Origin of the sequence: Streptomyces sp. KLMMK (assembly GCF_036961605.1) — a bacterium.
Classification (GTDB): Bacteria; Actinomycetota; Actinomycetes; order Streptomycetales; family Streptomycetaceae; genus Streptomyces; species Streptomyces telluris.
Window position 1 is genome coordinate 20,492 of the sequence record NZ_JBAMDC010000034.1, and the last position, 18,035, is coordinate 38,526.

The 18,035-nt window shown below is 74.0% G+C and carries 7 protein-coding genes and 1 pseudogene; 2 read left to right on the forward strand and 6 right to left on the reverse strand.

What is annotated here, in order from left to right:
* Positions 1-122: 122 nt before the first annotated feature.
* Positions 123-830 carry a DUF4232 domain-containing protein gene (locus V7793_RS09460; protein WP_336004260.1) on the forward strand — a complete coding sequence of 236 codons (708 nt, stop codon included), beginning with the start codon at positions 123-125 and terminating at the stop codon, positions 828-830.
* Between the two features lie 73 nt (positions 831-903).
* Positions 904-3,942 carry an AfsR/SARP family transcriptional regulator gene (locus V7793_RS09465; RefSeq protein ID WP_336004262.1) on the forward strand — a complete coding sequence of 1,013 codons (3,039 nt, stop codon included), beginning with the start codon at positions 904-906 and terminating at the stop codon, positions 3,940-3,942.
* Positions 3,943-3,960: 18 nt separating this feature from the next.
* Here V7793_RS09465 and V7793_RS09470 read toward each other — a convergent pair whose 3' ends face one another.
* The 6 genes and pseudogenes from V7793_RS09470 to V7793_RS09495 form a co-directional block, all read right to left on the reverse strand.
* Positions 3,961-5,190, reverse strand: a complete 1,230-nt coding sequence (locus tag V7793_RS09470; protein WP_336004263.1) for an MFS transporter — start codon at positions 5,188-5,190, stop codon at positions 3,961-3,963.
* A pseudogene (locus tag V7793_RS09475) lies at positions 5,187-12,278 on the reverse strand (amino acid adenylation domain-containing protein); the annotation flags it as partial. The pseudogene V7793_RS09475 and the gene V7793_RS09470, both read right to left, overlap by 4 nt.
* Positions 12,279-12,318: 40 nt before the next feature.
* Entirely contained in the window at positions 12,319-12,678 is a 360-nt protein-coding gene (locus tag V7793_RS09480; RefSeq protein WP_336004265.1) for a phosphopantetheine-binding protein, read from the reverse strand.
* The gene (locus V7793_RS09485; protein WP_336004267.1) at positions 12,675-15,866 is read right to left on the reverse strand and encodes an amino acid adenylation domain-containing protein; all 3,192 of its coding nucleotides are present in this window, start codon (positions 15,864-15,866) and stop codon (positions 12,675-12,677) included. The genes V7793_RS09480 and V7793_RS09485 overlap by 4 nt, the downstream gene beginning before the upstream one ends.
* A 1-nt stretch (position 15,867) precedes the next feature.
* The gene (locus tag V7793_RS09490) at positions 15,868-16,650 is read right to left on the reverse strand and encodes a thioesterase II family protein (RefSeq protein WP_336004270.1); all 783 of its coding nucleotides are present in this window, start codon (positions 16,648-16,650) and stop codon (positions 15,868-15,870) included.
* Positions 16,647-18,035: non-ribosomal peptide synthetase (locus V7793_RS09495; protein WP_336004273.1), on the reverse strand; the 1,389-nt coding region annotated here is incomplete at its 5' end. The genes V7793_RS09495 and V7793_RS09490, both read right to left, overlap by 4 nt.

Genomic DNA, 18,035 nt, shown 5'->3' on the forward strand with positions numbered 1-18,035 from the left:
GGTCAGGCGGAACGATTCGCCGGGCCGGGTGCATCTTGGTGGTCAGAAACGCTCGCTCGTACCGACTCGTACCGACTCGTACCGAGCGGGCGCCAACCCCAACCGATATTGAGGCAGAAACGATGCGCGTTCACCGGCTCGCCTTCGGCGCCCTGGCCATCACCGCGGGTCTCTTACTCACGGCCTGTCAGAACGACAATGACGACAAGGGCCAGAGTGCTCCGTCGTCACCGCCCTCCGCCTCTTCCTCGAGCGGTGGCCCGGGCACCGGCGGTTCGGGTGCGGGCGGTTCGGACCAGGGCGGCGGAAAGGACTCCGCCGGGAAGTCCACCACGGGAAAGGACTCCGCCGGGAAGAGCTCCGGCGGGCAGGGCACGGCCCCCGGGGCCGGCTCCCAGGAGAGCGGCAAGGCCGCCAAATGCCGCACCGGTGAACTGCAGATCACGGCGACGAACGGCACCATCGACGGTGACCCCGACGGCACCGTCGTGGTGGAGCTGAAGAACGGCAGCGGCCGCAGCTGCGCGATCTCCGGGTACGCGGGCGTCGACCTGAAGACCAACGCGGGGTCCCTGTCCGCGAAGCGCACCGGCGAGCAGGCCCCCTCGGCCATCCTCAAGGCCGGGCAGTCGACGTTCTTCGGCATCAGCTATCCGTTCAACAAGTCGGGTGGCTCCGGCGTCCGTGTCACAGGTCTTCTGGTGACCCCGCCCAGCGAGACGAAGACGGTCTCCCTTCCTTGGCCGGGCGCCGCCACGTTGCCCGTCACGGACGGCTCCGGCTCCCCGGTGAAGGTCGGCCCGATCGGCAGCGCCGGTCAGGGCCGCTGATCAGCGCGCCGCCCCGGTCAGGACGCCCCATATGATGGGCAGCCGTCCGTCGGGATGGGAGGAGACGTCGCAATTGCCCGCGCCGCACGAGGTGACCCGCATCCGTTTGCTCGGTCCCGTCCAGTACGTTTCGGCGCAGGGGACGGCCACCCGGCCCGGCGCTCCGGGGCCGCAGACCGTACTGGCGGCCCTGGCGCTGCGCGCGGGAAACCTGGTGACCTTCGACAAGTTGATCGACGGTCTGTACCACGACGATCCGCCGTCCTCCGCCCGGCGCGTGGTCGTGAACTACGTGCACCGGCTGCGGACGCACTTCGACCGGGTGGACACGGACGGCGGCGGACGCCCGTCCTCGGTCATCGAGACCACGGCCGACGGATACGTGCTGCGGCTTCCCGAGGAGGGCGTCGACGCGCTGCGGTTCGGCCTGCTCACGGCACGGGCCAAGCGACGGTCCCGGGGCGGCGACCTCTCGGGCGCCGTGGCCTGCCTGGAGGAGGCGCTCGGGATGTGGCGGGGCCCGGCTCTGGCGGGACTGCCCGGGCCCGGTGCGGAGGACCAGCGCCGTGCGCTGGCCGAGCAGCGCGCGTCCGCGGTGGAGCACCGCCTGGAGCTGCTCCTGGAGTGCGGGCACACCTCGGAGCTGGTGCCGGACATCCTGCGCGCTCTGGAGGCGTACCCGTACCGGGAGCGGTTGTACGGCGCGCTGATGGTGGCGCTCTACCGTTCCGGGCGCGGCGCCGAGGCGCTGCTGGCCTACGACGATGCCCGCCGGGTGCTCGCGGACGAGCTGGGCATCGAGGCGGGGCCCGCCCTGCGGGGGCTGCACGCGGCCATCCTGGCGGAGGACCGGGCGCTCCTCGCGGCCCCTTCCGTGGCGGGCGGGGGGACGTCCTCGCGGGGCGAACAGGCCGGGCCGGCTGTTCAGGGCCCGCCGGTGCCCGCCCAGCTCCCGCCCGTGCCCTGTGACTTCACCGGGCGTCACGACCAGATATCCGCGCTGGTCTCCGCGCTCACCGGCGGCGCCGAGCACGCCGTCGCGGTCATCACGGGGATGGGCGGGGTCGGCAAGACCACCCTGGCTCTGCGGGCGGCGCACGCCGTTGCCGCGGCCTATCCCGACGGCCGGCTGTACGCGAATCTGCGCGGGCCGGACGGGACGCCGTGCGACCCGTCCGCGATCCTGACGGGCTTTCTGACGGCCTTGGGCGTTCCGCACGAGCGCTTCCCGGTTTCGCTCGCCGACCGCACCGCGCTGTTCCGCACCATGCTGGCGCAGCGCGCCGTGCTGGTCGTGCTGGACAACGCCACCAGCGTGGCGCAGGTCGAACCGCTGCTGCCGGGCGCGGCCCGGTGCGCCGCGCTGGTCACGGCCCGGGCCCTGGCGGCGATGCCCGCCGTCCTCACCGTGCCTTTGACGGGTCTGGGTCCCGAGGACGCCGTGGAGCTGATCGGCAAGGTAGCCGGGGCGCGGCGGATCAAGGAGGAGCGGGGTGCCGTCGCGGCGCTGGCCGGGGCCTGCGGGTACCTGCCGCTGGCGCTGCGCGCGGCCGGGGCCCGTCTGGCGGCCCGGCCCGCGTGGACCGTCGCGACGCTGCTGGAACGCATGTCGGACCAGGCCAGGCTGCTCGGGGAGCTCCGGGTGGGTGAGCTCACGGTCGAGGCGGTCTTCGAATGGTCGACGTCGCAGCTGGCTCCCGGGCAGGCCCGTGCGTTCATGGCGCTGTCCGTGCCGCACTGCGCGGCCTTCGACGTCCGGAGCGCGGCCGCAGTTCTCGAACTGCCGGAGCGGGACGCCGAAGGGGTGATGGAAGCGCTGGTCGACGCCGTGCTCCTGGAGACCCGCGCGCCGGGCCGCTACCACTTCCACGACCTGGTCGGCGCGTACGCACGGGCAAAGGCGCAGGCCGAGCTGACCGAGGGGGAGCGCCGTACGGTGGTGCGCCGTGCGGCCGACTACATGTGCGCCAGTGTCGTGGCCGCGGTGCGGGCCTCTCAGCCGCTGGCCGGGCCGCTGACCGCGGAGATCCACCCGCGGCGGTCGGCAGGCGCGGACGTGGGCAGCGGGCGCGAGGCGATGGTGTGGATGCAGGATGCGCTGCCCACGCTGGTCGCGGTCGTCGAGCAGGCGGCGGCCAGTGGCGACCCCGACGCGGTGGCACTCGCCGTGGACATCGTCACGCTGGTGCCCTGCTTCGAGGACGTCGTGCCGCTGGCACCGTTCGCGCAGGCCGCGACCGCGCTGGTACCGGCAGCTCTGGCGCACTGCGGAGGGCACATGGCGGGAACCGCCCAGTACGCGGCGGGAGTGATCCTGAAGAAGCACTCCTCCCCCGAGTCGCTCCGCCGCTCACGGGCACACCTGCTGAAGGTCCTGGAGATCTTCGAGGACGTCCCCGCGCCGGGCGGCGGCCACCGGCCCTTCCTGCTGGTGCTGTTCGCGCTGGCGATGCTGGCCGAACTGGACCTCCAGGTCGGGGACTTCGCGTCGGCCCGTGCCTTCGCGGAGCGGTCGGTGGCCCTGGCCGGGGTCAGCGGCGACCGGGAGCTGGTGGCGCGGCGGCGCACCGTCCTGCTCCAGATCGAGGTCGAGGACCCGGACCGGCGGATGGAGCTGGACCGGATCGCGGCCCAGTGCCGGGAGCTGACGGGGGTCTTCACTCGGAGCGAGGACGAGAAGTGGCTGATCAGGGTGATGATGACGGAGGCGGACAGTCTCCTGCACGGTGGCGGCCACGCGGCGGCGGCCCGGCTGTACCGGCAGGTGCTGGAGCGTGCCAGGTCCAGTGGCCAGGCCCGCAACGAGACGGAGTGCCTGTTCCGGCTCTCCGGGGCTCTCCTGGCGACGGGGGACACCGCGGCTGCCGTCGACGCCGCGCGGGGTGCCCTGGCCGGCGCTCGGCTGGCCCAGGAACCGCTGCTGACGGCCCGTAGCCACGACGCTCTCGGCAGGGCCCTGCGGGCGGTGGGCGACGAGGACACGGAGGCGGACGCGCACCTGGCGCGGGCCGCGGAACTGTACCGGGGGCTGAGAGGGGCCGCGGAGACGGCGGTGGACGCCGTGGCGGGGGCCCGTCCGGGGCCGGTGCCGCAGCACCCGGACGGGACCTGATCGCCTCGGTGGGGGCATTCACCCCACCGGCAGCTCCTTGCGGTTGCGGACCGGCCCGGGGAGGAGGAGCAGGGCGCACAGGGCGTTGCCCGCGTAGAGGATCCACAGGGCGCCGCGGTCGCCGAGGACGGTGGCGAGGGCGCCGCCCAGGAGGCTGCCGACCGGGACCGTTCCGTACATGACGAAGCGGATGCTGGAGCTGATCCGGCCGAGCATCCCGGGCGGGCAGTACGCCTGCCGGAAGCTGACGATGATCACGTTTCCGGCGACGATGCTCGCGCTGAGGCAGAAGTCCCCGACGAGGAAGGCCGCCAGCCCCGCGCCGTCGGTGGTGAGCGGGACCAGCAGCCCGAACGGGCCGCCGCAGAAGGCGCACAGCAGCACGGCCCGGGCGGTGCCGAACGTGCGGGCCAGCAGCGGCGAGACCACGGCCCCCAGCACCCCGCCGAGGCCGACGAGGGCGATCAGCACGCCGATGGTGCCGCCGTCGACGCCGACCGTGCGGCTCAGGAACACGATCGCCAGCGCCTGGGTGCCCGCGAGGAAGAGGTTCATGCCCGCGTCGCACAGCAGGATCGTCCGCAGGAAGGGGTCCCGGGCCAGGAAGGCGAAGCCTTCGCGGATCTCCGGGAGGAGGGCGGGGGCCCTGCGCCGCTCGCCGCCCGGCTGGCCCTCCTGCGCCCGGATCCGCGTCAGCAGGAGCGCCGACGCGAGGAAGCTCAGCCCGTCCGCGAGGAATCCGAAGACCGCTCCCCCCGCCTGGACGAGCGCGCCACCCGCGCTCGGCGCGACGACGTCGGCGGCCGATTCGCTGGTTTCGAGCTTGGCGTTGCCGTCCGCGAGGTCCTCGCGCGGCAGCAGGGCCGGGACGTAGGCGCTGTAGGCCGCGCGGAAGAAGACGTCGGCGGTGCCGGACAGGGCGGCCGCCAGGAGCAGTTGGCCGACGGAGAGGGCGTCCAGCCAGGCGGCCGCCGCCACGGAGAGGAGCAGCGCCCCCGAGACGGCGTTGCACACGATCATCACGGGGCGGCGGCGCATGCGGTCGACCCAGGCCCCGGCGGGCAGGCCGATCAGCAGCCAGGGCAGCCATGCGGCGGCGTTCAGCACGCTCATGGTCATCGAGCTCGCGTGCAGGGTGCCCACGGCGATCAGCGGCAGCATCACGCGCGTCGCCGCACTGCCGGCCTGGCTGATCGACTCCCCCGCCCACAGCAGCCGGAAGTCACGGTGTCGCAGGGATCCCTTCACCGGACGGGCCTGTCCCGGAGGACCGCGCCGATCCGCGCGAGCGGCTGCTCCGCCATCATGTCGCCGTGGGTGCAGGCGAGGTCGTGCCGGTCGATGCGGCCCGTCACGTAGGGCCGCCACGACTCGGGGCCGTCGGCGTCGGTGTCGGTGTCGGATTCCGCGTCGAGTGCCGCGGTGAAGAAGGTGACGTCGCCGTGGAAGCGGCCGGGACGGTGGTGGTCCGCGAGCGTGCCGTGGTGGACGAACGCCTCGCCGACGGCCGCGATCACGTCCGTCCCGAGGCCGGCCAGCGGCCCGTCCGGGGCGCCCGCCAGCCGGGCGAACCCGGCTTCGTCGACCGGGGTGTCCGCCACCGCGCATCCCAGGGAGGCGAGGAGTTCGGCCAGTGCGTCCCCTTGGGGGCATTCCTCCACGCCGTCCTCGACGGGGTAGCCGTCGAGCATCACCAGTTCGGCGACCTCCGCTCCCTGTGCCTGGAGGTGGACCGCCACGGCGTGCGCGACGACCGCGCCGAACGACCAGCCGAGGAGGTGGTACGGGCCGGCCGGCTGGACGGTACGGATCAGGTCGGCGTAGTCCTCCGCCATGGCTTCGACGCTCGCGGGCCGGGCGGCCGGATCGCGCAACGCCCGTGCCTGGAGGGCGTACACCGGCCGGCCGGGGCCGAGGTGCCCGGGCAGCCCCGAGTACACCCAGCCGATCCCGGCGCCGGGGTGCACGCAGAACAGCGGGGGCCTCGCGCCGCCGGCCCGGAGGGGGATCAGGGGCGTGAGCGGGTCGTGCGCGTCGTCCGCGGCGAGTCGCGCGGCCAGCCCGGCCGCGGTGGGCGCGTGGAACAGATCCAGGACGCCGAGCCCGGTCCCGAGTACGGTGCGGGCGCGGGAGATCAGCCGGGTCGCGAGGAGCGAGTGTCCGCCGAGGGCGAAGAAGTTGTCGTCGACGCCGACTTCGGGCAGGCCCAGAACCTCGGCGAACAGGCCCGCGAGCGTCGCTTCCCCGGGGGTGCGGGGTGCACGGGAGCCCGCTCCCGCCGCGTGGTCGGTGCGGGGCAGCGCGGCCCGGTCCAGCTTGCCGTTCGGTGTCAGCGGAAAGGCCTCCAGTACGGAGAACGCCGACGGCACCATGTGCTCCGGCAGCAGCGACGCCAGCTCACGGCGCAGGGCGGCCGGCTCGAGCGTGCGGCCGGCCGTGGGCACGACGTGGGCGACGAGCCGCTTGCCGCCGGGGCCGTCCTCGCGGACGCTCACCGCGGCTCCGGCCACGTCCGGGATCCGGGCCAGGGCGGCCTCGATCTCACCCGGTTCGATGCGGAAGCCCCGGATCTTCACCTGCTCGTCCGCCCGGCCGAGGAACTCCACGACGCCGTCGCGGTCCCACCGCACCAGATCGCCCGTACGGTACATCCGCTCCCCGTCCGCGAACGGACACGCCACGAACCGCTCCGCCGTCAGAGCCGGCCGGTTCAGGTAGCCGCGGGCCAGCCCCGCACCCGCGATGTACAGCTCGCCCGCGACTCCGGGCGGCACGGGTCGCAGCGCCGCGTCCAGGACGTACGCCCGTGCGTTGGCGACCGGGCGGCCCACCAGGGGGCGAGTGCTGTCCGCCAGGTCCCACCACAGGACGTAGACCGTGCACTCGGTCGGACCGTAGAAGTTGAAGGAGAGCGTGCCGTCCACCTGCCGCAGCCGCTGCCACAGGGCGGAGCCGGCGGCCTCGCCGCCGATCTGGAACACCCGCGGGGGATGGTCCGTCAGGCCCTCCTCGAAGAGCGCTTCGGCGTGGGTGGGCGTGAGGCCGACGACGTCGATGTGGGCGTCGGCGATGTAGCGCACCAGGGCGCCCGCGTCACGGCGGACGTCCTCGCCGATGACGTGCAGTTCATGGCCGGCGACCATCCACAGCAGATCGTTCCAGATGGCGTCGAAGGACAGCGAGGCCAGCAGGGCCACGCGCATGGGCCGGGCCCCGTACGCCTCCTCGGCGCGGGTCATGACGCCGGCGCGGTGGTGGGCGTAGAGGTTGCGCAGCCCGGCGTGGTCGGTGACGACGCCCTTGGGCCGGCCGGTGGAACCTGAGGTGTGGATGACGTACGCGGCGTTGGAGGGCCGCACCTCGCGCCCGAGGTTTTCCGCGGACTCGGTGGCGGGGGCGGGGGCGTCGGCCAGCAGCCGAGGGGTGTTGCCGAGCGGCAGCCGGTCCACCGTCACCGTGTCCGTGACGACGAGCGCGGGGGCGGCGTCCTCCAGCAGCAGGGCGATGCGTTCCGCCGGGTAGCCCGTGTCGACAGGCATGCAGGCGGCGCCGGACTTGAGGACGGCGAGCAGCGCCACCACCGACTCCTCGGACCTGGGCAGCGCCACCGCCACCACCCGCTCGGGCCCCGCACCGGCCCGTACCATGCGGCGGGCCAGCCGGTTCGCCCTGGCGTTGAGCTCGCTGAAGGTCAGCGCCGAGTCCTCGTGCACCACGGCCGTGGCCTGCGGCGTGCGCGCCGCCTGGGCCTCGAACAGCTCCGGCAGGGTCGCACGGGGTGCAGGCAGCCCGGTGTCGTTCCACTGCACCAGCATCCGGTCCCGCTCCTCGGGCGAGAGCGGGTCCGCCGCGCTCACCGGCCGGGCCGGGTCGGCGGCGAGTCCGCCCAGCACCCGTGCGAGGGCGGCGGCGATGCCGGCCGCCGTCTGCGGGTCGAAGAGGTCCGCCGCGAAGTGGAGGGAACCGCTGATCCCGGCCGGGCCGAATTCGGCGTCCCGCCGCTCCTGGACGTCGACGGTCAGGTCGAACTGCGCCACGTCGAAGCGGAGCGGCTCGTCACGGACGTCGAGGCCGGTGAGGGACAGGGTGTCGTCGGTGGTTTCCTGCAGCTGGAACATGACCTGGAAGAGGGGGTGGCGGGCGAGGGAGCGGTCGGGGTTGAGGGCCTCGACGATGCGTTCGAAGGGCACGTCCTGGTGCTCGTACGCCGCCAGGTCCGCCTCCCGCACCCGGGCGAGGAGGTCTACGAAGCTGGGGTCACCGGAGACGTCCGTCCGCAGGACCAGGGTGTTGACGAAGAAACCCACCAGATCATCCAGGGCCTCATCCGCACGACCAGCGACCGGAGTGCCGATCGGAAGGTCCGTACCCGCCCCGAGCCGCGACAACAACACCGCCAGCCCCGCCTGCAACACCATGAACAACGTACAGCCGCTCGTCCGCGCCAGCTCCAGCAGCCTGGCGTGCAGCGCGGCGTCCAGCTCCACCGGAACCCAACCACCCGCGTGACCCGCCACCGCCGGACGCGGCCGGTCGTAGGGAAGAGCCAGCTCGGAAGGGATGCCGGCGAGGTGCTTCCGCCAGAATTCCAGCTGCCGGGACGCGACGCTGTCCGGGTCGTTCTCCTTCCCCAGCAGCTCCCGCTGCCAGAGGGTGTAGTCCGCGTACTGCACCGGCAGCGGCTCCCACCCCGGAGCCCTCCCCTGCGTGCGGGCCGCATACGCCTGCGCCAGGTCGCGGAAGAGCGGTCCCCACGACCAGCCGTCGAGCGCGATGTGGTGGACCACCAGGGCCAGCACGTGCTCGTCCTCGCCCAGCGCGAAGAGCGTCGCCCGCACCGGAGGCCGCTGGGCGAGGTCGAACTCCTCCGCCACCAGACGCTCCAGAGCCTCGCCCGGGCCGGCCGGCCCGCAGTCCACGACATCCGGCTCCACGGCGGCGGTCGTCGCCGCGAGCACCTGCTGGCAGGGCTCGCCGTCGACTTCGGGGAACACCGTGCGCAGGGCCTCGTGACGACCGGTGACATCCGCCAGGGCTGCGGCGAGGGCCGCCCGGTCCAGCGGTCCGCGCAGCCGCAGGGTGAACGGGCAGTTGTAGTTGGCCCCCTGCCCCGTACGGCTCAGGAACCACAGGCGCCGCTGGGCGAACGACAACGGCAGCACACCCGGACGGTCCACGGCCCGCAACGGCGGCCGGGCCGGGCCGAAGCGATCCAGACCGGCCGCCAGGCCCGCGACGGTGGGGGTCCGGAAGAGGTCGCGGATGCCGAGCTCCACGCCGAGGCCGGTCCGGGCGCGGGAGATCAGCCGGGTAGCGAGGAGCGAATGCCCGCCGAGGTCGAAGAAGTTGTCGTCGACGCCCACTTCGGGCAGGCCCAGGACCTCGGCGAACAGGCCCGCCAGAATGTCCTCGCGCGGCGTGCGCGGTGCACGGGAGCCCGCCCCCGCCGCGTAGTCGGGGCGCGGCAGTGCCTTGCGGTCCAGCTTCCCGTTCGGTGTCACCGGGAGCGAGTCCAGCACCACGAACGCCGACGGCACCATGTGGTCGGGCAGCGTCGCCGCCAGCTCCCGGCGCAGTCCGGCAGCCTCGACCGTGCGACCGGCCGCCGGCACGGCGTACGCCACCAGCCGCTTCCCGCCGGGGCCGTCGTCGCGGACCGTCACCGCCGCCTGCGCCACGTCCGGCAGCCGGGCCAGCGCCGTCTCGATCTCCCCCGGCTCCACACGGAACCCACGGATCTTCACCTGGTCGTCGGCACGCCCGAGGAACTCCAGGGCGCCGTCGCGCCGCCGGCGGACGAGGTCGCCCGTACGGTACATCCGCTCCCCCGCCGCGAACGGGCAGGCCACGAACCGCTCCGCCGTCAGGGCGGGCCGGCCCAGGTAGCCGCGGGCCAGGCTCACGCCCGCGATGTACAACTCGCCCGCGACGCCCGGCGCTACAGGCCGCAGCATGCGGTCGAGGACGTAGACGCGGGTGTTGTCGAGGGGCAGGCCGACCAGGGGGCGTTCGCTGCGGGCCGCGTCCCACCACAGGGCGTCGACCGAGCACTCGGTCGGACCGTAGAGGTTGTAGCAGAGCATGCCGTCGGCTTCCCGGACCCGCGTCCACAGGGCGGCTCCTGCGGCCTCACCGCCGAGCAGGAACACCTTGGGGCGGTGCCGGGGGTCGGCCAGCAGGCCCTCCTCGACGAGCTGTTCCGCGTAGGTCGGCGTGACATCGAGCACCTCGATGCCGGCGGCGGCGATGTGGCGGGTCATGGCGCCCGCGTCGCGGCGCATGTCGTCACCGATGACGTGCAGCTCATGCCCGGCGACCATCCACAGCAGCCCTTCCCAGGACGTGTCGAAGGACAGCGAAGCCGTGAGCGCCACCCGCAGGGGCCGGGGCCCGTGGGTCTCCTCGGCGCGGGCGATGACGCCTGCGCGGTGGTGGGCGTAGAGGTTGCGCAGCCCTGCGTGGTCGGTGACGACGCCCTTGGGCCGGCCGGTGGAACCGGAGGTGTGGATGATGTACGCGGCGTTGCCGGGCCGCACCTCGCGCCCGGGGTTGCCGTGCGGGAACCGGGCTGTTGCCGGGTCGTCGACCAGGACCGGGTGGGTGCCTTCCGCCGCCGGCAGAGTGCCGGCGGTGGCGGAGTCGGTGACGACGAGCGCGGGGGCCGCGTCCTCCAGCAGGAGGGCGATGCGCTCGGCCGGGTACTCCAGGTCGACGGGGACGAACGCGGCACCGGCCTTGAGCACCGCGAGGAGTGCCACCACCGACGCCTCGGATCTGGGCAGCGCCAGGGCCACGACGGTCTCGGGACCCGCGCCGCGCTCGACCAGGGCGTGGGCCAGGCGGTTGGCGCGGGCGTTGAGCTCGGCGAAGGTCAGTGCGGTGTCGCCGTGCACCACCGCCGTCGCCTCCGGTGTCCGCGCGGCCCGGTCCTCGAACAGCTGCGGGAGCATCGCCTCGGGGGCGGGCCGGGCAGTGTCGTTCCAGCCCGTCAGGACCCGCTCGCGGTCCTCGTCGGACATCGGCTCCGCCTCGCCCACCGGGCGGCGGGGGTCGGCCGCCAGCTGCCGCAGCACCCGGGTGAGGCTCGCGGCCATGCTGACGGCGGTCTCCGGGTCGAAGAGGTCCGTCGCGTACTCGAGCCAGCCGCTGATCCCGGCCGGCCTGCCCTCGGCGTCCCGCCGTTCCTGGAAGTCGGCGGTCAGGTCGAACTTGGCGATGTCCCAGCCGACCGGCTGCTCCTCGACTGCGACGCCGGGCAGGCTCAGGGCCGTGCCGGAGCCGTTCTCCAGCGTCATCATGACTTGGAAGAGGGGGTGGCGGGCGAGGGAGCGGTCGGGGTTGAGGGCTTCCACGACACGCTCGAAGGGCACGTCCTGGTGCTCGTACGCCGCCAGGTCCGCCTCCCGCACCCGGGCGAGGAGGTCTACGAAGCTGGGGTCACCGGAGACGTCCGTCCGCAGGACCAGGGTGTTGACGAAGAAACCCACCAGATCATCCAGGGCCTCATCCGCACGACCAGCGACCGGAGTGCCGATCGGAAGGTCCGTACCCGCCCCGAGCCGCGACAACAACACCGCCAGCCCCGCCTGCAACACCATGAACAACGTACAGCCGTTCGACTGCGCGAGTTCCGACAAGCGGGCGTGCAGGGCCGCATCCAGTTCCACCGGGACCGAACCGCCCGCGTAACTGGCCACGGCCGGACGCGGCCGGTCGAAGGGGAGGGAGAGCTCGGCGGGGACACCGGCCAGTTCTTCCTGCCAGAAGCGGAGCTGCTGCGCGAGCGTGCTGTCCGGGTCGTCCTCCGCGCCGAGCAGTTCGCGCTGCCACAGGGTGTAGTCGACGTAGCGGACAGGCAGCGGCTCCCACAGCGGGGCGGTGCCGGTGCTGCGTGCCGCGTACGCCCGCGAGAGGTCGCCCAGCAGGGGCGCCCACGACCAGCCGTCGCAGGCGATGTGGTGGATGACGAGGGAGAGCACGTGCTCGTCGGCCGACAGGGCGAAGAGCTCGGCACGTACGGGCAGCTCGACGGTGAGGTCGAAGATGTGGCCGGCGGCCTCTGCGAGGGCGTCGGGCAGCCGCTCTTCGGTGGTTGCCACGTTCGTCAGGTGGGGTCGCCGGTCGAGGACGTGCTGTACGGGCTCGCCGTCGGCTTCGGGGAACACCGTCCGCAGCAGTTCGTGGCGGCCGGCGACGTCCTCCAGCGCGGCGGCGAGGGCCGCCCGGTCCAGCGGGCCGCGCAGGCGGACCGCCAGCGGGCAGTTGTAGGCGGCGCCCGTCTCGGCCATGCGGTTGAGGAACCACAGCCGGCGCTGGGCGAAGGACACAGGGAACAAGGGATCTCCTTGGGACGCGCGCACTCGGCGGAGCAGCGGATCAGTGGGCCGAGCGGCGCAGCACGGGGCGCGCCTTCGGTGCGGCGGTCAGGCCGGCGGCGACGCCGGCGGGGGTGGGGTGCTGGAAGACCTGGCGGATGCGCAGGTCCGGGCCGAGCTCGGCCCGGACCCGGCTGATGAGCCTGGTCACTTGGCGGGAGTGGCCGCCCAGGGCGAAGAAGTCGTCGTCCGGGCCGGCAGAGCCGACCTCCAGGACTTCGGCGAAGAGCGCGCACAGCGCCTGCTCCGTCGCCCCGCCCGCCGTGGCTTCTCCGGTGGGTGCGGTGGACGCGGTGTGGAACAACAGCCCTTCCTGGAGCGGAGTCAGCGGCAGGATGTCCTCGATCTCCGGCTGCGTCACGCCCACGTGCCCCCTTCGGTGCCGCGCACGATCTCGTCGAACTCGTCCTTGCCGGTCACCGGCAGGGCCCCCGCGCCCGGTCCGGGGTCCTCCGCGCCGGGTGAACCGGCGATCCTGGCGAGGGCCTCGACCGTCCGGTGCCGGAAGATCTCCCGAGGGGTGATCACCAGGCCGGCCTCGCGCACCCTGGCGGCCAGTTGGATGGAAATGATGCTGTCCCCGCCGAGCTCCACGAAGGAGTCGTCGACGCCGACCGAGGCGAGGCCGAGCACCTCGGCGAAGGCCGCGCACAGCAGCCGCTCCCGCGGAGTGCTCGGCCCGCGGCCCGGGGCGCCCGCGCGGAGGTCCGGGGCGGACAGGGCCTTGCGGTCGAGCTTCCCCTTCGGGGTGAGCGGCAGCGATTCCAGCGGTACGAAGAGGGCGGGGACCATGTGTTCCGGCAGCTGTTCGGCGAGGTGCTCACGGAGCTCGGAGACCAGCGAGCCCACCCGGCGGGAGCCGGCCGGGTCGTTGGTGTGGGCCGTGAGCGGTGCGCCGTCCGGTGCGGTGCGGCGGTAGGCGGGCACCGGATCGGCGACCGCGTCCGTGCGGCCCGAGGCGCCCGCGTCGACGAACAACGCCTCCATGGCCCCGGTGTGAACGGCGGGGCCGCAGGTGACGGCGGTCCGGTACCCGAGCCGCTCGCCCAGCCGGTACAGCTCCTCGGCGTCCACGGCGGCGGACTGCTCGTCGAGCGGCCGCTGACCGTGCAGCGCGGCCAGCACGGCTGCGGAGTCCTCGCCGGCGTCCAGCCTGCGCAGCGCGGCCAGTTCACCGGCGAGGCCGCGGTGCGGCACCCCGGTCACCCTCAGCGCGGCCGGGCGGCAGGATTCGAGGTACGCGGCCGTCTCCGCGACGGACGTGAGCTCGTCGCCCCAGCGCAGCACGGTCTCCACGGCCGGGTCGAGCAGCGCCCGGGGGTGCTTGTGCAGGACCACGTCGTAGCGGTGGCGGGAGAGCTCGTTGTGGTAGTGGCCCCGCTTGAGCTGGATGTCGACGGCCGCCACCTGGTCCGAGCCCTCGCCGAACGCCGCGAAGAAGTCGGGGTCGACCAGCAGCTCCTTCTCCATGACCAGGGCCTGTTCGACCGCGCGGCGGACCGCTCCCGGATCCGTGTCACCGCCACGGCGGTGCAGCTCGACGGCGGTCATGAGGCAGCGGTGCAGCCGCAGGTTGCGGACGTCCCCGACGCAGAGCCTGCCTCCGGGGGCGAGCAGCCCCATGGCCCGCTCGATGACCTCCACGAGGTAGTCGGCGTTGGGGAAGTGCTGGAGAACCGAGTTGAGGATGATGGTGTCGAAGTAGTCCTGCGGCAGACCGTCGACCACATGGGCGGCCTGGGCCCGCAGTTCGACCTTCCCCGTCAGGTGCGGCTGTCCGGCGAGTCCCTCGCGAAGGCCGTCGATGACCTCCACGGAGAAGTCGGTGCCCCAGTACGCCTCGCAGTGCGGCGCCAGATGGGCCAGGATGAGGCCGTTGCCGACTCCGAGCTCCAGGACCCGGCGCGGGCCGAGCGAGCGGACGCGGTCCAGGATGTGGCCACGCCAGACGCGCATCTGCTCCAGCGGGATGGGGGTGCCGTCGTAGACGCTGGTCCGTACGGCGAAGTTCTCGCCGAACTCGCCCGCAGTGGCTTCGTCGCGGTAGACGTCCTCGTAGACGGTCAGCCACTCCTCGACCTGCCGGAGTTCACTCGCCTCGTCGCGCTCGGCCCGCCCGGTGGGCACGACGTAGGCGACCAGGCGCGGCTCGCCGGGGGTGTCCTCGCGGACCGCTACGGCGGCCTGCGCGACATGGTCGTGCCCGGCCAGGACCGCTTCGATCTCGCCCGGTTCGATGCGGTGCCCGCGCACCCTGACCTGCTGGTCGGCGCGCCCCAGATACTCCAGTTCACCGTCCCTCCCCCGGCGCGCGAGGTCGCCGGTCCGGTACATCCGGCTGCCGGGCGCGCCGAACGGGTCGGCGACGAAGCGCTCGGCCGTCGCCCCGGGCCGGCCCAGATAGCCGCGGGCCAGGCCGGCTCCGGAGATGTAGAGCTCGCCGGGGACCTGGGGAGCGACGGGGCGCAGGGCCTCGTCCAGGACGTGGACGAGGGTGCCGCGCAGCGGACGGCCGATGGCCGGGGTGCCGGGCCGCTTGCCGAGGCGCGCCGTGGTGGACCAGATCGTCGTCTCGGTCGGACCGTACAGGTTGGTCACCTCGCTGCCGGTTGCGGCCATCGTCCCGGCCAGGTCGGGCGGCAGTGCCTCGCCGCCGACGAGCATCCGGAGCCCGCGCAGCGCCTGCGGGGCGTGGGCGAGCAGGAGCCGCCACAGCGACGGGGTCGCCTGGAGGACGGTGCCTCCGGCCGAGGCCACCAGGTCGCCGAGCGCCGCCGGGGCGCGCACCACGTCCCGGTCGGTCAGCACCACGGTGGCGCCGGAGACCAGGGGCAGGAAGATCTCCAGGGCCGCGATGTCGAACGACAGGGTCGTCGCCGCGACCATCCGGTCCGCGGGCGTCAGGGGGAAGCGGGTGGACATGTCGGTGAGGAAGGCGTCCAGCGCGGAGACGGGGACGACGACGCCCTTGGGCAGCCCGGTGGAGCCCGAGGTGTGGACGGCGTACGCGGGGTGACGGGGGTCGCACGGCGACCGGAGGTCGGTCTCGGCCGGGTCGGAGCCCGGGCAGTCCACGAGCAGGAGTCGGCACTCGGGCTCGTCCAGGACGATCCTGCGCGGCCCGTCCTCGGCGGCCGGCAGGGCGCCCGAGGCCGCACGGGTCGTCAGCACCAGGTGGGGGCGGACGTCGGCCAGCGTGAAGGCGATCCGGGCGGCCGGGTGCTCCGGGTCGACCGGGAGGTAGGCCGCTCCGGTCTTCCGCACGGCCAGGAGCGCCACCACCATGTCCACGGAACGCGGGACGGCCAGGGCCACGAACCGCTCCGGTGCGGCGCCGTGCATGACGAGCAGATGGGCCAGCCGGTTGGCCCGGGTGTTGAGCTCCTCGTAGGTCAGCTCGACGCCTCCGGCCACGACCGCGGTGGCGCGGGGGGTGCGCGCGGCCCGACGCTGGAACGCCTCGACGAGGCGGATGCCGGTCGCGGCCCGGTCGCGGCCGGGTTCGTGGGGCGCGGGGCGGTCGGTGCCGCCGTGCTGGTCCGTGGGCATGTCACATCACTTTCTGGAACCGGCCTGCCGGAGCCGCGAGTGCCTGAATGCGGTCCGGGAGGGTCCGCCAGACCTCGGGGGTGTAGAAGTGGCCGCCGGGCAGCACGTCGTGCCGGTGGGCGGCGGTCGTGAGGGCACCCCAGCGGGTTCCGGTGTCGTCCCCGACGACCGGGTCGTCGGCACCGGAGAGGACCTGGAGGGGGACGCCGACCTTCGCCCCGCCGTAGGTGAAGGTGTCGCGGACCCGGATGTCGGCGCGCATCAGCTCCACGGCCATCTCCGTCAGGTCCTCGTCAGCGAGGACGTGCGCGGGCAGCAGCCCGTGGGTGCTCATCCAGGTGAGGAGTTCGTCGTCCGTCCCGCGCCGGTCCGGGAACCGGTCCCGCGCGGTCAGGCCCCGGTCGGGGGCGTTGCACGAGGACACGACCAGGGTTTCCGGCAGGGGGTCGCCCGCCGCGGCCAGCCGGGTGGTGACGTCGAAGGCCATCCAGCCGCCCATGCTGTGCCCGAAGAGGACGTACGGGACGCCGGGCGCCGTGGCGGCGCGAACGGCGGCCGCCGCGTCCTGGGCGAGGGCCTCCCAGCTGTCGGCGAAGTCCTCGGCGAAACGCCCTTCGCGGCCGGGGTAGCAGACGGCGAGGAGGTCGGTGCCGGCCGGCACGGCCCCGGCCCACTCGTGGTAGGCGGCCGTGCCGCCGCCGCAGAAGCCGAGGCACACCAGCGTCCGCTCCGCGCCCTCGGTCCGCTTCAGGGCGACCACCGTGGTGGCCGGTGCGGTGCTCATGCCGTTCCTCCCGCGCGCAGCGACTCGGCGTGCCCGGCGAGGTCGCGCAGGCGCGGGTGCCGGTAGATGTCCTTCGTCGGCATGACCACGCCGATCCGTTTCTTGAGCTGGGAGACGACGCGCAGCGCCACCAGGGAGTGGCCTCCGAGGGCGAAGAAGTCGTCGTCGGGGTGGATGTCGTCGCGGCCGAGGACCGTGGACCACACTCCGGCGATCAGCTCCTCGATCTCGCCGTCGAGGCCGTCAGGGCCGTCGGGGCCGGGGCCGGGGCGTTCCGTCACGGCTTCCGGCGCCGGCAGGGCGCGTACGTCGACCTTGCCGCTGACGGTCATCGGCAGGGCGTCCAGGGCGACGAAGGCGGCCGGGACCATGTAGCCGGGCAGCGCCGCCGCGGTGTGCGCCCGCAGTTCCTCAGGGGTGGGGCCGCTGCCGCCGGACGGCACGTAATGGGCGAGGAGGCCGGTCCCTTCGCGTACGGTCGCCACCGCGCCGGTGACGCCGGGGTGCGAGCGCAGCACCGCCTCGACCTCGCCGAGCTCCACCCGGAAGCCGCGGACCTTGACCTGCCGGTCGGTGCGGCCGAGGAACTCCAGGGTGCCGTCGGCGCCTTGGCGGACCTCGTCGCCGCTGCGGTACATGCGGGTGCCGTCCGCGGCGAAGGGGTCGGCGACGAACCGCTCGGCGGTGAGCGCGGGCCGTCCGGCGTAGCCGTTGGCCAGGCCGGGCCCCGCCAGGTAGAGCTCGCCGGCGGTGCCGGCGGGGGCGGGGCGCAGGGCGCCGTCGAGGACGTACGCCCGTACCCGCGGCAGCGGGCTGCCCAGATGCGGGCCCGGGCCCTCGATGCGGCAGGCGGTGGCGTCGACGGTGGTCTCGGTGGGCCCGTAGAGGTTGAACGCCTCGATCCGGCCCTCGGCGAACGCGTCGGCGAGCTCGCGCCACATGCGCGGCGGCACCGGCTCGCCGCCGATGAGGAGGCGCAGCATCCGCTCGGGGGGCGCCTGCGGCAGCAGGTGGGGGGCGAGGGCTTCCCAGTGGGAGGGGGTGAAGTCCAGGTCGGTCACCCCGTGCTCGGCGAGGAGCGCGGCCAGCCGGTGGGGGTCGGTGCGGTCCCCGTCGTCGAGGACGACCAGGGTGTCACCCCGGCACACGCGGACCCACTGCTGGACGGAGGCGTCGAAGGACATGCTCGCGTTCCAGGCGACGACCCGGTGGCCGTCCGCGTACACGCCCCGCCGCTCCAGGCCGGCGACGAGGGCGGCGACGCCGCCCCGGCAGGTCTCGACGCCCTTGGGGGTGCCGGTGGAGCCTGAGGTGTGGATGACGTACGCCGGGTCCTGGGCGGCGGCTGCCACGCGTGGCGGCGCGGCGGTCCCCGTCGGGCCGGG

Bases quoted from the DNA above. Each gene is read 5' to 3' on its own strand.
- V7793_RS09460 (WP_336004260.1), top strand. From the start codon at position 123: ATGCGCGTTCACCGGCTCGCCTTCGGCGCCCTGGCCATCACCGCGGGT.
- V7793_RS09485 (WP_336004267.1), bottom strand. From the start codon at position 15,866: ATGCCCACGGACCAGCACGGCGGCACCGACCGCCCCGCGCCCCACGAA.
- V7793_RS09490 (WP_336004270.1), bottom strand. From the start codon at position 16,650: ATGAGCACCGCACCGGCCACCACGGTGGTCGCCCTGAAGCGGACCGAG.